At 44.4% G+C, this 14,788-nt stretch carries 14 protein-coding genes; 4 read left to right on the top strand and 10 right to left on the bottom strand.

Going from position 1 to position 14,788, the window contains the following annotated elements; genetic code table 11:
* Positions 1-5: 5 nt before the first annotated feature.
* The 5 genes from AB6E08_RS06440 to AB6E08_RS06420 are packed head-to-tail and all read right to left on the bottom strand — an operon-like array spanning position 6 to position 3,306.
* A complete protein-coding gene (locus AB6E08_RS06440; RefSeq protein ID WP_372064221.1) occupies positions 6-524 on the bottom strand; it encodes a hypothetical protein in 519 nt (172 codons plus the stop codon).
* Entirely contained in the window at positions 521-1,840 is a 1,320-nt protein-coding gene (locus tag AB6E08_RS06435) for a type II and III secretion system protein family protein (RefSeq protein WP_009848145.1), read from the bottom strand. The genes AB6E08_RS06440 and AB6E08_RS06435 overlap by 4 nt, the downstream gene beginning before the upstream one ends.
* Positions 1,841-1,850: 10 nt before the next feature.
* Complete coding sequence (locus AB6E08_RS06430) at positions 1,851-2,639, bottom strand: RcpC/CpaB family pilus assembly protein (RefSeq protein WP_017103126.1); 789 nt, start codon at positions 2,637-2,639, stop codon at positions 1,851-1,853.
* Positions 2,640-2,646: 7 nt separating this feature from the next.
* On the bottom strand, positions 2,647-3,084 hold the full coding sequence (locus AB6E08_RS06425; protein ID WP_372064219.1) for a prepilin peptidase: 438 nt from the start codon (positions 3,082-3,084) through the stop codon (positions 2,647-2,649).
* Between the two features lie 3 nt (positions 3,085-3,087).
* Positions 3,088-3,306: a Flp family type IVb pilin gene (locus AB6E08_RS06420; RefSeq protein WP_009848142.1), complete on the bottom strand. Its 219-nt coding sequence runs from the start codon at positions 3,304-3,306 to the stop codon at positions 3,088-3,090.
* Between the two features lie 331 nt (positions 3,307-3,637).
* Between AB6E08_RS06420 and AB6E08_RS06415 the strand changes: the two genes are divergently transcribed.
* On the top strand, positions 3,638-4,888 hold the full coding sequence (locus AB6E08_RS06415; RefSeq protein ID WP_017103128.1) for a valine--pyruvate transaminase: 1,251 nt from the start codon (positions 3,638-3,640) through the stop codon (positions 4,886-4,888).
* 119 nt (positions 4,889-5,007) lie between these two features.
* Here the strand turns inward: AB6E08_RS06415 and AB6E08_RS06410 are convergent, their stop codons facing one another.
* The 5 genes from AB6E08_RS06410 to dnaA form a co-directional block, all read right to left on the bottom strand.
* Complete coding sequence (locus AB6E08_RS06410; protein WP_009848140.1) at positions 5,008-5,442, bottom strand: Hsp20 family protein; 435 nt, start codon at positions 5,440-5,442, stop codon at positions 5,008-5,010.
* A gap of 504 nt (positions 5,443-5,946) precedes the next feature.
* Positions 5,947-8,364: a DNA topoisomerase (ATP-hydrolyzing) subunit B gene (gyrB, locus tag AB6E08_RS06405; protein WP_017099671.1), complete on the bottom strand. Its 2,418-nt coding sequence runs from the start codon at positions 8,362-8,364 to the stop codon at positions 5,947-5,949.
* A gap of 17 nt (positions 8,365-8,381) precedes the next feature.
* A complete protein-coding gene (gene recF, locus AB6E08_RS06400; RefSeq protein ID WP_017103129.1) occupies positions 8,382-9,461 on the bottom strand; it encodes a DNA replication/repair protein RecF in 1,080 nt (359 codons plus the stop codon).
* Positions 9,462-9,535: 74 nt separating this feature from the next.
* On the bottom strand, positions 9,536-10,636 hold the full coding sequence (gene dnaN, locus AB6E08_RS06395; RefSeq protein WP_017107516.1) for a DNA polymerase III subunit beta: 1,101 nt from the start codon (positions 10,634-10,636) through the stop codon (positions 9,536-9,538).
* 81 nt (positions 10,637-10,717) lie between these two features.
* Positions 10,718-12,139: a chromosomal replication initiator protein DnaA gene (dnaA, locus tag AB6E08_RS06390; RefSeq protein ID WP_372064216.1), complete on the bottom strand. Its 1,422-nt coding sequence runs from the start codon at positions 12,137-12,139 to the stop codon at positions 10,718-10,720.
* A 309-nt stretch (positions 12,140-12,448) separates the two neighbouring features.
* Between dnaA and AB6E08_RS06385 the strand changes: the two genes are divergently transcribed.
* From AB6E08_RS06385 to AB6E08_RS06375, 3 genes are all read left to right on the top strand, one after another.
* Complete coding sequence (locus AB6E08_RS06385) at positions 12,449-13,198, top strand: amino acid ABC transporter substrate-binding protein (protein ID WP_372064214.1); 750 nt, start codon at positions 12,449-12,451, stop codon at positions 13,196-13,198.
* A 134-nt stretch (positions 13,199-13,332) separates the two neighbouring features.
* Complete coding sequence (locus tag AB6E08_RS06380) at positions 13,333-14,004, top strand: amino acid ABC transporter permease (RefSeq protein WP_372064212.1); 672 nt, start codon at positions 13,333-13,335, stop codon at positions 14,002-14,004.
* On the top strand, positions 14,001-14,750 hold the full coding sequence (locus tag AB6E08_RS06375) for an amino acid ABC transporter ATP-binding protein (RefSeq protein ID WP_135445416.1): 750 nt from the start codon (positions 14,001-14,003) through the stop codon (positions 14,748-14,750). Before AB6E08_RS06380 ends, AB6E08_RS06375 begins: the two co-directional genes overlap by 4 nt.
* Positions 14,751-14,788: the final 38 nt, after the last annotated feature.

The raw sequence follows: 14,788 nt of genomic DNA, 5'->3' as shown, positions 1-14,788 counted from the left end.
AGTAATTAGATTGCTTTGTGCGGGTTGACCATTGACTGCCAACGGCTCGTGTCCACATTGCACCCTAAGCTTCCATTCCCATACTCGCCGACCCGTTCCTGGCGGCAAATTTCTAGTTTGGTCTTATATGTTGTGACTGAAAGACTTAAGTCAAAGCGACTCTCTAGTGGTAACGGATCTGATGCGTTTGAGTTATGCTCATTTGGGCTATAACCTATTTGACTGTATTCAATCTGACTCGACATCACACCAGCTTGGATTAACTGGCTCACAACCTCTTTATAAAGCGCCTGATTCCCGTTCCCTTTGGTACGTATTTTCCATTGCGCCACCTTTACATTTTTAGGGTAACCCAAGATAAACTCACTCACTTTTCTGGTCACCAACAGGGGTTGGTCAGAGCGAAGTTTAAGTTGATAAGTCACAGGAAAAACTTCAACTTCCGTTCCGCGAGGCTCCGATATACGGTCAACACACCCTGTAACAATGACGGCGGTAAACAAAGTAACCATCAATGATTTCATTGGCTAAACCCTCCAGCAGACAAAACTTCATCAGCCCACTTTTGTTGTGATTGTTCATAGCCACTGCCTAGTCCAAAAAAGCGCTTGAGCGTGCTAGTCTTTTTCATCGTCGGTAATTGGATCTGCTCCGCTTTGACTGGTTGAACTAAATTAACGGTCGCTACAATGACTAACTCAGTTTTACTACGTTCGGTTCCTGTATGGCGAAACAAAGCACCGATAATAGGTATATCACCAATGTAGGGAATTCGAGTCAGTGACTCTTTCTCTTCACTGTTAAGCAACCCACCAAGAACGAAGCTTTGTCCATCCCCCAGTTCCACGGTTGTCTGGGCGCGTCGTGTTCTTAATGCTGGTAAATCAAAGTTGTCACTGCTGTAACTACCATCTAGGGAGCTAACCTCTGGTGTCAGTGCTAGCTTAATTTTGTCATCTCGAAGCACCTTAGCCAGTAATTCCAGTCGCACACCGAATTCCTTATATTCAACGTTGGTTGCACCATCTATAACCGTCACAACGGGCAGTTCTCCACCCACTAAGAAACTCGCTTTCTCACCTGAAATCACCGACAAATTAGGTTCAGCTAGAACTTGACCAACGCTATCGGTACCTAAAGCTGAAATAACAGAGACAATATCGCTAGCACTAAAATGAGTAAGTTGATCCACAAAGATGCCGGGCGTACCATTGCTGCCCATCTTGATGCCGAAGTCTTGCATAAAAGAGTGCGATACCTCTGCAATGGTCAACTTAACGTTCACCTGCTTAGTCGCTGATATTTCGATATTATTCACGACGCCTGCGTAATTAAGTTGAGTCATAAAACCCACATCAATGTCGTCACTCTCTTCATCACTCATTTGAAAAGAGGTTGAGTTCGCTGTTTTCCCCAAAAGCTCACCCACCAACTGGTGAATGTTATCCTTTTCCTGTTCATTAGCGACGACACCACTCAGAACAACGTTCTCACCGATGCCTGCTACAAACACTTCCGCATCGGGAAACAGCACATCAATTTGTTGCTCTATTTCGCGATAACTTTTATTCACCAACAATAAGCGGTTAAATAATTCACGTCCTTTCGCATCAAATGCGATAAACGAGGCAGATCCTATATTCTTCCCAAACACCACGACCTTATTACTATCAATCACTTGGTAATCTGCAATATTCTTCCCTGAGATAAAAACAGAAGCGATTTCCCCTCGAATCGAAAAGGTTTTAGCTTCTCCCTGAGCTAAATTAGTCGAGCCTTGAGCCAAAACCTCGAATGGAAGCAGCAGAACCAATACTAAAGTCAACATTGTTGTTTTCATGGTTAACGCCCTACTCAAAACGGTATTCACGAATTCCACCAGTGCCGCCACTGCTTGGAATGATGTCTGAAGAATCAGCTTCTAGATCATCAGAAAATTCCTTACCCAATGACTTGTGCACGGCCACTTCTGCAATCCGCTGTGCCACCGTGAGTTGTGCCAATTGTTGATTCGTCACTTGTAAGATCAATGTCACCTGAGTCTCTTTTTCCAACGTTAACGTGCTCACTGCTTTTTCTGACGTCACCATGTCCAAAACCGGTATTTGGGCCAGTAATGGCACCATAGTGAGATGTTGAATATCTGACACCGTATCCTCACTTGATAAGTTCTGATCCGGCGTTGAAAGAACAGATATATCGACTAAATCTCCGACTGCGATGGTGCCACCTAGTACATCTCTTCCCGGTACCGTAACGTTATAAGGCACAAATCCAGGGCGGATCACCGCCTGTAAGTACTGACTGTCTCCAGGAGATGTCAACATATTCAAGTCCACCAGCTCATATGCGGCAATGTCATGCACTGCGAATTGAGGAGCATTCCAATCTAACTCAATGTTTCGATCGATTCCCAATAGCGCTGCACGAGCTTCAGGCAAGTACTCTATAACGAAGTCGCTACGCTTCAGCTGCTGACCTTTCACTGCCGGGTGAGTTAATTTCCATACCTTAAAAGTCACTTCTATAATGGGTTCTTCAGGCTGAACGGGGAAAGTATCCATCGGTACATTCACCACACCATAGAGGCCTATAGATATAGCGAGAAACGCTAAGCCAAGAATGATTTTGGAGTTCATGATTCACCTATAACGATGCAGCTATACCTAGTAGGCTTCCTAGACAAATAGGTACCCCATAAGGAACGCCTCTATTTATCCACTCAGAATTACCAGTTGTTTTTCCTAATACCCACTGAGTAATCGCTAGGGTTCCACCTGCAAATAAAATCACATTAACCGCCAACAACATCATATTGGGCGATACCATTAAACTGAATACAGCCAATAATTTACTGTCTCCAGCAGCTATAACATTGAAATGAAATAAAACTGCGCCGACGGCTAACACTATGAAAAAATTATAAAACTGCTCAAACTTTTCGGTTTGACAGATATAAAAAACACCCAAGAGAGCAACAGCTACCACCACTCCATTAGGTATTATTCGGTATCGGATATCTTGATAACTGACGATTGCAGCCATGGTGGCTAAGGGAATTAACCACCACAGTTTATGAGGCATTAATTAACCTACACTTGGCGACGAATTAGCGGCTTCAATATTATTAGTGATGGTTGTGATAGCACCTTCTAAAGCTTCACGAAGAGAGTCGTTAAATACAGCCAATACGATTGCTGACATACACACACCTAGGATTGCGTATTCAATCGCTGTAACACCACGTTGATCATTATTAAAAGATTGAATAAATAGCTGAGTTCTAACAAATAAATTAGTTAACATTCGTTTCTCCAAAAGATAGATAGGTTGTTTTTTCTTCGGAGGAAATAATATTCAGTGCGCTATTTTTGAGCAATCCAAGAGTGACCTTCCTCACATTGCTCTGACATTTGCCGTCGTTCTATTCAGTTTGAGTTCAGTTTAAAGTGAAAAAAGTGATTAAACGGGAGCGGTGAGAAGAGAAGTTTTTTTCGTGTGAGGGCAATTCGTGCTTTGCGCCGCAAAAACATTGCGGTATGTTCAAAGATTACCCACTGTAACCCGCCACGCTCGGGTTCATAAGATTGATCATAATCTACGAATAATAATCACAATGAATTAGGTATACGAAGCAATGCAATTCTCAAAGTTTGGTGAAAAGTTTAATCGATACTCTGGAATCACTCGTTTAATGGATGATTTGAATGATGGCCTGCGCACTCCTGGCGCAATCATGCTCGGTGGTGGTAACCCAGCCGCGATCCCAGCCATGCTCGATTACTTTAACCAAGCCAGTGCCGACATGCTCGCCAGTGGAGAACTCATCGCCGCCCTCGCCAACTACGATGGTCCGCAGGGCAAAGACAGCTTCATCAAATCGTTAGCGGCAATGCTGAAAGAGACCTATGGTTGGGACATCAGCGAGAAGAACATCAGCCTGACTAATGGCAGTCAGAGTGGCTTCTTTTACCTATTCAACCTATTAGCGGGTCAACAGCCAGACGGTTCTCACAAGAAAATCTTGTTGCCGATCGCACCGGAATACATCGGCTACGGCGATGCGGGCATTGATGACGATATTTTTATCTCTTACCACCCAGAGATCGAACTGCTTGAAAACAGGCAGTTCAAATACCACGTTGATTTTGAACAGCTAAAGGTTGATGACTCGGTTGCCGCTATCTGTGCTTCTCGCCCAACCAACCCAACCGGTAACGTACTGACCGACGAAGAAGTGCGTAAACTGGATAAACTGGCGCGCGAAAACAACATCCCACTACTGATCGATAATGCTTACGGCCTGCCGTTTCCAAACATCATCTTTGAAGATGTGGAACCGTTCTGGAATGAAAATACGATTCTGTGCATGAGCTTATCTAAGCTTGGTTTACCGGGTGTACGTTGCGGTATCGTGATTGCGAGCGAAGAAGTAACACAAGCTCTGACTAACATGAATGGCATTATCAGCTTAGCGCCGAGCAGTGTTGGGCCGGCAATTGCCAATCATATGATTGAAAAAGGCGATTTATTGCGTTTGAGCAGTGAAGTAATCAAACCTTTCTATAAAGAGAAATCTCTACGTGCGGTTGAGCTTTTACAAGAAGCGATCGATGACCCTCGCTTCCGTATCCACAAGCCTGAAGGCGCTATTTTCTTATGGCTATGGTTTGATGAGCTGCCGATTACCACCATGGAGCTGTACGACCGCCTGAAAGCTCGTGGCGTATTGATTGTTCCGGGTGAATACTTCTTTATCGGCCAAGAAGACGAGTGGGATCATGCTCACCAGTGCTTACGCATGAACTACGTACAAGATGATGAGGCGATGCAAAAAGGTATTGCTATCATTGCTGAAGAAGTGAAAAAAGCTTACTCAGAGCAGTAATCAGAGCTTTTAGCTTACCGTAGACCAAATGCAAAAAAGAGCACCGACCTTCTTCAAGGTACTGGTGCTCTTTCACTTCTACTTCCCGAGATTTATTAGCTTAAATGAGCTAATAACGCTTAACCTTCTAGAAGACTATTACCATTAATAGCAATCTTACGTGGTTGCATCGCTTCTGGGATTTCGCGTTCTAGGTCGATGTGAAGAAGACCATTTTCCATGCTTGCGCCCACCACTTTTACGTAGTCTGCCAGTTGGAATTTACGCTCGAAATCACGCTCTGCGATACCTTGGTATACGAAGGTTTTCTCTGCTTCTGCTTTACGCTCACCTTTAACAATTAGCATGTTCTCTTTCTGAGTAAGATCTAATTGGTCATCAGCAAAACCAGCAACGGCCATAGTAATACGGTAGTTGTTCTCGTCTTTTTGCTCGATGTTGTATGGAGGGTAACCGCCAGAAGAGTTCTTCGATGTGTTCGCTTCCATCATGTTGAATAGACGATCGAAGCCGATTGCGTTGCGGTAAAGTGGAGTGAAATCTACAGTTCTCATAATGCTATCCTTTTAGTAAGCAATAGTCTTAGCCGTGAATTTTACTGAGATCGAACCTGTGAGAGATCCAGTAAACAGCTAAGGGATTCAGTTCGCATTCCACGGGTTTCACCTCGTTTGGCGACAACACTGGGACATGGCAATGAATCAATTTTTAAATTGTGTGCTGCCAAAGTTATCCTCTATTGAGCGATACTCTAGCAACGATTATGAAGGTTCTGTTTCTTCTCTTGTAGAGCAAGACAGTCATCCTCTTCACAACTAGATATGTGGATTGAGCAAATCAGTTTCAAGCGCTTATTTTCAATTATTTTTCCAATCCAATATTTTTCAATCACTTAAAAACAAAAAAGACCGTCATTTCTGACAGTCTTTTCAATAAGATATTGAGTTTTTTGAGACGAAGCTATTTCGTTTTAGTTCAAGGAAGAGGCGCGGAGCATACGAATGTATGTGAGCACCTCTAACACAGAAATTAAGCGAAAGAGCGAAGTATCAAAGATACTAAACGTCTAAGTTCGCTACCTTCAGTGCGTTCTCTTCAATGAAGTTACGACGAGGCTCAACTTGATCACCCATCAACGTTGTAAACAACAGATCAGCACCAACAGCATCTTCAATCGTTACTTGCATCATACGACGAGTTTCAGGATCCATTGTTGTTTCCCAAAGTTGATCAGGGTTCATCTCACCTAGACCTTTGTATCGTTGTAGGCTTAGACCACGACGAGACTCTTTCACTAACCAGTTAAGAGCTTCAACGAAGCTAGAAACTTCTTGAGTACGCTCACCACGTTTAATGTAAGCACCTTCTTCAATCAAGCCTTCAAGAGCTTCAGAAAGATCCGCTAACTTACCAAACTCTTTAGAGTTAATAAGATCAATGCTCAATACGTGTTCATGAGTCACACCATGAGTACGAACCACAATCTTAGGAACGCTTAAACCTAGCTCTTCGTGTTTTTCAACTTCAAGGCTGTATTGGCTTGCACCCGCTTCTTTACCGTTTAGCTGCTCTACTAGCTGCTTACCCCAAGCTTCAACCACCGCGTCATCATGACACTGCTCAGCGGTTAGGCGAGGAACGTAAATCAGTTCGTGAACCAATGCGCGTGGGTAGCGGCGGCTCATACGATCAACCAGCTTGATGCCTGCATTGTATTGCTGAACAAGCTTCTCTAAGCCTTCACCGGCAAACGCAGGTGCTTCAGGATTTACGTGCAGTTCTGCATTGTCTAAAGCCAAAGATACTTGATACTGGTTCATCGCATCTTCATCTTTGATGTACTGCTCTTGCTTACCCTTCTTCACTTTGTAAAGTGGCGGTTGAGCAATGTAGATGTAACCACGTTCAATCAACTCTGGCATTTGACGGTAGAAGAACGTCAGTAGCAGTGTACGGATGTGAGAACCATCGACATCGGCATCGGTCATGATGATGATGTTGTGGTAACGCAGTTTATCTGGGTTGTATTCATCACGGCCAATACCACAACCAAGGGCTGTGATTAGCGTTGCGACTTCTTGAGAAGACAGCATTTTATCGAAACGCGCTTTCTCTACGTTAAGGATTTTACCTTTAAGCGGTAGGATTGCTTGGTTCTTACGGTTACGCCCCTGCTTGGCTGATCCGCCAGCAGAGTCTCCTTCCACAATGTATAGTTCAGACTGAGCAGGATCTTTTTCCTGACAGTCAGCTAGTTTACCTGGAAGACCCGCTAAATCTAATGCGCCTTTACGACGAGTCATCTCACGAGCTTTACGCGCTGCATCACGAGCACGCGCTGCATCGATAATTTTAGAACAAACGATTTTCGCTTCACCTGGGTTCTCAATTAGGAACTCAGATAGCTTCTCACCCATCGTAGACTCAACGGCAGACTTCACTTCTGAAGAAACCAGCTTGTCTTTCGTTTGGCTTGAGAACTTAGGATCTGGCACTTTCACCGAAACAATCGCCGTCAAACCTTCACGAGCATCATCACCTGATGTTGAAGTCTTCGCTTTCTTCGAGAAGCCTTCTTTATCCATGAAGCTGTTCAGAGTACGCGTTAGTGCAGCACGGAAACCCGCTAAGTGAGCACCACCATCGCGTTGAGGGATGTTGTTAGTGAAACAGTAGATGTTTTCTTGGTAACCATCGTTCCACTGCATTGCAACTTCAACGGTAATGCCGTCATCACGCTCTGAATCAAAGTGGAAAATCTTTTGGATGATTGGTGTTTTATTGGTATTAAGGTGTTCAACAAACGCTTGGATACCGCCTTCGTATTCGAAGTGATCCATTTTGTCTTCTTCACGCTTATCAATTAGCTTAATTGATACACCTGAGTTCAAGAATGATAGCTCACGTAGACGCTTAGCTAAAATGTCGTAATGGAACTCGATGTTAGTGAAGGTTTCTTCACTCGGCCAGAAACGAATCTCTGTACCGGTTTTATCCGTATCACCGATAACCGCTAGTGGCGCTTGAGGCTCACCGTGGCTGTAAGTTTGAGTGTGGATTTTGCCACCGCGGTGGATAGTAAGAGTAACTTGCTTAGAAAGTGCGTTAACTACTGAAACACCAACACCGTGCAGACCACCAGATACCTTGTACGAGTTATCATCGAACTTACCACCAGCGTGAAGAACCGTCATGATTACTTCTGCTGCTGATACTTTTTCTTCTGGGTGCAATTCTGTTGGAATACCACGGCCGTCATCGCTTACAGACACTGAGCTATCCTCATGGATAGTTACAATGATGTCATTACAGTGACCAGCTAGCGCTTCATCAATAGAGTTATCTACCACCTCAAAAACCATGTGGTGCAGACCGGTACCATCATCCGTGTCGCCAATGTACATTCCAGGACGCTTACGTACCGCATCCAGACCCTTCAGTACTTTAATACTCGATGAATCGTAATTATCTGACATAGTTACTCTCTGACTAATTATCCTTGCTCTATTTTGCCATGTTCCACATGAAACATCCTGCTATTTTCGTCATGCATATCTGCAATCTGATCAGCGGTAATAGAGCTTACAAAAACTTGAGCCTGGGTCGCCTTTAAACACTCAGCAAGACGTGCTCGGCGTTGGCTATCTAATTCGGAAGCAAAGTCATCTATCAAATAGATGCACTGCTTACCTGTCATTTGAGTGAGGTGTTGCCCTTGTGCTACTCGCAGCGCGCACACCATCAACTTCAATTGACCTCGTGACAAGACATCTTCCACTGGAGTGCCGTTCACTTTTATCTTCAGATCCGCTTTGTTTGGCCCACTAAAGGTGTAACCAAGCTGCTGATCCCTTTCAAAATTCTTTTCTAAAATCTCGGCGTATGGAGTGTCTTTGTCCCAACCACGATAATAGTTAATCTTTATCTCAAACTCAGGAAGGAAGGTCGCACAGATTTCTTCGGCGACTTCTTTAAGCTGTTCAACGTAAGTGGCACGCCACTGGCTGATACTTTCCGCTAAACGGGCCAATTCTTGGTCCCAATAGCTCAGTTCTCGATAGTGTGTTGCCGTTTTCAATAAGGCGTTTCGCTGCTTATTGAGGCGCTTTACCCTGCCCCATGCATCATAAAAGCCGGACTCACTGTGGAAGACTCCCCAATCAATAAATGCGCGGCGATGCTTAGGTCCATCGGTTAGTAAATCAAACCCTTCCGGGTGAATCAACTGCAAAGGTAAAACCTGAGCTAACTGAGCCAATTTTTGCCCAGTTTGACCGCTTATTTTAACCTCTGTTGTGCCATCGCGCTGCTTATTAATGCCAATTGGCAGCTCAAATTGATCCGAGGTCATAAAACGGCCATGTACAAACAGCTCACTGCACTCGTTTTGTATGATACGGCCGGTGAGTGAACTCTTAAATGAGCGACCATGTCCGAGCAGATATACCGCTTCAAGGACACTGGTTTTTCCGCTCCCGTTAGCCCCTATAAGAAAGTTAAAGCCTGATGACGGTTGAATGTCACAGGCTTCTATATTTCTAAACTGCTTAACGATTAAGCGCGATAAAGGCATAACGTCTTCATATTAATCTTCAATCACGACTCGATAGGTAAACGTTGTTGATCAGTAAACATCACAAACAACGCTTATAAGCGAATAGGCATAACAACGTACATCGCGCTGTCGTCTTGTGCGTTCTCGATAAGAGCACTCGCATTGGCGTCTGACATTGAGATGCGAACTTGCTCACAACGTAGTGTGTTCAGAACATCCAACACGTAGCTTACGTTGAAACCAATCTCTAGTGCATCACCATCAAAGGTTACGTCTAGCACTTCTTCCGCTTCTTCTTGCTCTGGGTTGTTCGCGGTAATACGCATCTCGCTATCTACAAGATTAACGCGAACACCACGGAATTTTTCATTCGACAGAATCGCAGCACGAGAAAATGCTGAACGTAATTCATCACAACCAGCTTCAAGTGTCTTGGTAGTATTTTGCGGCATTACGCGGCGATAATCAGGGAAACGACCATCAACCAGCTTAGAAGTGAAGACATAGTTGTTCACTTCAGCACGCACATTAGAGTTACCAATCTGCAGCGTTACCGGTTGCTCTGGTGCATCCAGTAGCTTCACTAACTCTTGCACACCTTTACGAGGAACAATGATCTGCTTCTGAGCAAAATCGGCACCCAATTGTGCTTGAGATACCGCCATACGGTGACCATCAGTTGCGACACTTCGTAGGATTGAACCTTCAATCTCAAACAACATACCGTTGAGGTAATAACGAACATCTTGGTTCGCCATTGAGAATTGGGTTTTCTCGATAAGACCGCGCAGCTCAGCTTGTGTCACTGACACTTCAACTTCACTGCTCCAGTCTTCAATATTTGGAAAATCTGCCGCAGGTAATGTTGCCAATGAGAAGCGGCTACGACCAGAGCGAACCTGAACACGGTCACCATCCAATACCACGGTGATCACTGAGCTGTCTGGCAAGCCACGACAGATATCTAGGAATTTACGTGAAGGTACAGTAATGCTGCCCGCTTCGAAATCACCTTCAAGCGTTACACGGCTGATCAGTTCAACTTCTAGATCCGTTGCTGTCATCGACAACACGTTATCTTCTACTTTAATCAGTAGATTTCCTAGAATTGGAAGCGTTGGCCTGCCACCGAGTGCGCCAGATACTTGTTGTAATGGCTTAATCAGGTGACTACGTTCAATGGTAAATTTCATATCTTGCTCTTACGGTCTAAATGGCACTGCGTAATAGTACGTGGCCAAGATTCTGCTTATTAAGGTTAAGAATACTGTGTATTAAGAAGAAAGGGTACGAATCAAGTTCGAATAATCTTCTTTAATGTCGTGGCTCTCTTCACGCAACTGAGCAATCTTACGACAAGCATGCAGTACGGTCGTGTGGTCACGGCCACCGAATGCATCGCCAATCTCAGGCAAGCTGTGGTTAGTTAACTCTTTAGCCAGTGCCATCGCCAGTTGGCGTGGACGAGCAACAGAACGAGAACGGCGTTTAGATAATAGATCAGCAACTTTGATTTTGTAGTATTCAGCGACTGTCTTTTGAATGTTATCAATGGTGACGAGTTTTTCTTGCAGGGCAAGCAAGTCACGCAGTGCTTCACGCACGAAATCGATCGTGATCGGACGGCCTGTGAAGTTTGCATTCGCAATAACACGGTTCAATGCGCCTTCAAGCTCACGAACGTTAGAGCGTAAACGCTTAGCAATAAAGAATGCCACTTCATCCGCAAGGTGAATTTGGTGGTCTTCGGCTTTCTTCATTAAGATCGCAACACGAGTCTCAAGCTCTGGTGGCTCAATCGCAACCGTCAAACCCCAGCCGAAGCGAGATTTAAGACGATCCTCTACCCCGTTGATCTCTTTTGGATAACGGTCAGAGGTTAGGATGATCTGTTGGTTGCCTTCAAGCAGCGCATTAAAGGTATGGAAGAACTCTTCTTGAGAGCGCTCTTTATTCGCGAAAAATTGGATATCATCGATAAGCAAAGCATCAACACTACGGTAGTAGCGCTTAAATTCTTCAATCGCGTTATTTTGTAGCGCCTTCACCATATCCTGAACAAAGCGCTCAGAATGCATGTAAACCACTTTCGCATTCGGCTTATTATCAACAATGGCATTACCCACCGCGTGCAACAAGTGTGTCTTACCTAAACCGGTGCCACCGTATAAAAACAACGGGTTATAAGCTGTTCCTGGATTATCAGAAACCTGACGTGCCGCCGCCAAACCCAATTGGTTTGATTTACCCTCAACAAAGTTATTGAACTTATGTTTTGGGTTTACGTTTGAACGGTGGTTAAGATCAACCGCTACAGGCTCTTCATCACGCCAGATATTGTGAACAGGCTTACGAGCTTGTAACTGCGCAGGTGCTGACGATTCAGCGGCCACATCAGCGGCTGTACGGGTACGAGCTGGGGCGATAGTCTCAGGTTTTGGAGCAGTAACTCGTTTGTTCCCAATTTCAAAATGAAGATGCGGAATATCATTACCACAATATTCTTGTAGCAAACGGTTAATGCTATTTAGGTACTTATCGCGCACCCAATCGAGTACAAATCGGTTTGGTGCAAATAGAGTTAGAGTATTACCATTGAGCTCCGCTTGTAACGGACGTACCCACATACTGAATTCTGTAGCTGGTAACTCTTCTTGAAGCTGTTGCAAGCATTGCAACCAAAGCGAAGATGACACGGTGCCCCACTCTATTTAAGTTATATGAAATGACCGTTAATTTTACCTGTTGATAAGTCAGATCACCAGCAATTGATCACAGATCCAGTGAATAAGATCCAAGTTATTCACAATAAATTTGTAAATAATCGGTGGATCCACACATCTTGCCCCTAATTTACTCACACAATGATCCACTTATGCCCGGATCCTTGCTAGTTATCCCCAAATCGAGAATGCGATCTGGTTATGGTTAATAACATCTGGTTATTTATTCTATTGAGCATTTTCCCAGTAACATCCAACCCTATAAATATAAGGAGTTACCAAATGAATAACTGGATTAAGGCTGCAATTGCGGCTATCGCACTCTCTGCTGCTACTGTTCAAGCCGCGACTGAAGTTAAAGTCGGCATGTCTGGTCGCTACTTCCCGTTTACGTTCGTTAAACAAGACCAACTACAAGGTTTTGAAGTGGATTTATGGGATGAGATCGGTAAGCTTAACGATTACAAGGTTGAATACGTAACGGCAAACTTCTCTGGTCTGTTTGGTCTTCTTGAAACGGGTCGTATCGATACCATTTCAAACCAAATTACAATGACGGATGCACGTAAAGCGAAATACCTATTCGCAGACCCATACGTAGTAGACGGTGCACAAATTACCGTTCGTAAAGGTAATGACAGCATTAAGGGTATCGAAGACCTTGATGGCAAGACGGTTGCGGTAAACCTAGGTTCAAACTTTGAACAACTGCTTCGCAGCTACGATAAAGATGGCAAGATCAATGTTAAAACCTACGATACAGGTATTGAGCATGATGTCGCTCTTGGTCGTGCCGATGCATTCGTAATGGATCGCCTATCAGCACTAGAGCTTATCAAGAAGACGGGGCTACCATTACAGCTAGCGGGTCAGCCATTCGAAACCATTGAAAACGCTTGGCCTTTCGTGGACAACGACAACGGTAAAAAACTGCAAGCAGAAGTAAACCAAGCATTAGCAGCAATGCGCGCAGATGGTACGCTAGAAAGTATCTCTCAGAAATGGTTTGGTGCGGACATTACTCAGAAGTAATCACTCACTATCTCCATTCGAGGCCCACTGCTTTACACGGCGGTGGGCTTTTTGCTTTTGTGCACTGATTAAAAGCCTGATAGAACAGTATTTCCAAATAGAACAACACTTCCAATACTAATACGAGATAGATTATGGGATTTGACTTTAATTACATGCTAGAGCTGTTGCCAATACTACTGAAGTATTTAGGCACCACGATGGAGATGGCAACTTGGGGCTTGTTCTTTGCTCTGATCCTGTCTCTGATACTGGCGAATATTCGTGTATTCAAAATCCCAGTACTCGACCAACTGAGCCAGCTGTACATTAGCTTCTTTCGAGGCACACCACTGTTGGTACAGCTTTTCCTCCTTTATTACGGCTTACCACAAGTATTCCCGTGGATGGTTGGGTTGGATGCTTTCAACGCCGCTGTAATTGGCTTAACCCTGCACTTTGCCGCGTATATGGCAGAAAGTATTCGTGCCGCGATTATCGGTATTGATCGTAGCCAGATGGAAGCCAGCCTCTCAGTCGGTATGACAACCAGTCAAGCGATGCGCCGAGTGATCTTGCCGCAAGCAACCCGCGTAGCACTGCCTTCTTTAATGAACTATTTCATCGACATGATCAAGTCGACTTCACTTGCATTCACCTTAGGTGTAGCCGAAATCATGGCTAAAGCTCAGATGGAAGCTTCTTCAAGTTTCCGCTTCTTCGAGGCTTTCTTAGCAGTCGCGCTGATTTACTGGGGCGTAGTGGTTATCCTCACTCGTATTCAAATTTGGGCCGAAGTGAAACTGAATAAGGCGTATGTACGATGATCAAATTACAAAATATCCACAAGCAGTTTGGTGACACCGAAGTTTTGAAAGGGATCGACCTAGAAATCAAACAAGGTGAGATAATTGTCATCATAGGTTCAAGTGGTACGGGTAAGTCTACCCTGCTGCGTTGTGTGAATTTTCTAGAGCAAGCCGATCAAGGTATTATTTCGATTGATGATATTAAGGTTGATGCTCAGAAACACACCAAAGCAGAGGTGCTTGCACTGCGTCGTAAGACTGGTTTTGTATTCCAAAACTATGCACTATTTGCTCACCAAACCGCGAGACAGAATATAGCTGAAGGTTTGATTACCGTTCGTGGTTGGAAAAAGAAGCAAGCCCATGAAAAAGCACAACAAATACTCGACGACATTGGCTTAGGAGAGAAAGCTGATAGCTACCCAGCCGCGCTCTCTGGTGGCCAGCAGCAACGGGTTGGTATTGGCCGTGCAATGGCTCTACAACCAGAGCTTTTACTGTTTGATGAGCCGACTTCAGCGCTTGATCCTGAATGGGTTGGCGAAGTGCTTAACCTAATGAAAAAACTAGCAAATCAGCATCAAACCATGCTGGTGGTTACTCACGAAATGCAGTTCGCTAGAGAGGTCGCAGACCGAGTGATCTTCATGGCTGATGGCCACATTGTCGAACAGGGATCTCCACAGGATATTTTTGGTAATCCACAGGATCCTAAATTAAAGAAATTCTTAAATAAGGTCGGGATCGACGAAGGATCCTTGTGATTTTAGTTATTCTACGTATAATCCCCCGACCGGAATTT

The sequence above is a fragment of the Vibrio sp. 10N.247.310.24 genome (genome assembly GCF_041467175.1).
In the GTDB taxonomy this organism is placed as follows: Bacteria; Pseudomonadota; Gammaproteobacteria; order Enterobacterales; family Vibrionaceae; genus Vibrio; species Vibrio tasmaniensis_A.
This window is presented reverse-complemented; position numbering and strand designations above follow the sequence as displayed.

What these genes read in the sequence shown, in the direction of transcription:
- AB6E08_RS06385 (WP_372064214.1), top strand. Translation starts at nt 12,449, where the DNA reads ATGAATAACTGGATTAAGGCTGCAATTGCGGCTATCGCACTCTCTGCT.
- AB6E08_RS06410 (WP_009848140.1), bottom strand. Translation starts at nt 5,442, where the DNA reads ATGAGAACTGTAGATTTCACTCCACTTTACCGCAACGCAATCGGCTTC.
- AB6E08_RS06420 (WP_009848142.1), bottom strand. Translation starts at nt 3,306, where the DNA reads ATGTTAACTAATTTATTTGTTAGAACTCAGCTATTTATTCAATCTTTT.
- dnaN (WP_017107516.1), bottom strand. Translation starts at nt 10,636, where the DNA reads ATGAAATTTACCATTGAACGTAGTCACCTGATTAAGCCATTACAACAA.
- AB6E08_RS06375 (WP_135445416.1), top strand. Translation starts at nt 14,001, where the DNA reads ATGATCAAATTACAAAATATCCACAAGCAGTTTGGTGACACCGAAGTT.
- AB6E08_RS06430 (WP_017103126.1), bottom strand. Translation starts at nt 2,639, where the DNA reads ATGAACTCCAAAATCATTCTTGGCTTAGCGTTTCTCGCTATATCTATA.
- AB6E08_RS06425 (WP_372064219.1), bottom strand. Translation starts at nt 3,084, where the DNA reads ATGCCTCATAAACTGTGGTGGTTAATTCCCTTAGCCACCATGGCTGCA.
- AB6E08_RS06435 (WP_009848145.1), bottom strand. Translation starts at nt 1,840, where the DNA reads ATGAAAACAACAATGTTGACTTTAGTATTGGTTCTGCTGCTTCCATTC.
- gyrB (WP_017099671.1), bottom strand. Translation starts at nt 8,364, where the DNA reads ATGTCAGATAATTACGATTCATCGAGTATTAAAGTACTGAAGGGTCTG.
- AB6E08_RS06440 (WP_372064221.1), bottom strand. Translation starts at nt 524, where the DNA reads ATGAAATCATTGATGGTTACTTTGTTTACCGCCGTCATTGTTACAGGG.
- recF (WP_017103129.1), bottom strand. Translation starts at nt 9,461, where the DNA reads ATGCCTTTATCGCGCTTAATCGTTAAGCAGTTTAGAAATATAGAAGCC.
- AB6E08_RS06380 (WP_372064212.1), top strand. Translation starts at nt 13,333, where the DNA reads ATGGGATTTGACTTTAATTACATGCTAGAGCTGTTGCCAATACTACTG.
- AB6E08_RS06415 (WP_017103128.1), top strand. Translation starts at nt 3,638, where the DNA reads ATGCAATTCTCAAAGTTTGGTGAAAAGTTTAATCGATACTCTGGAATC.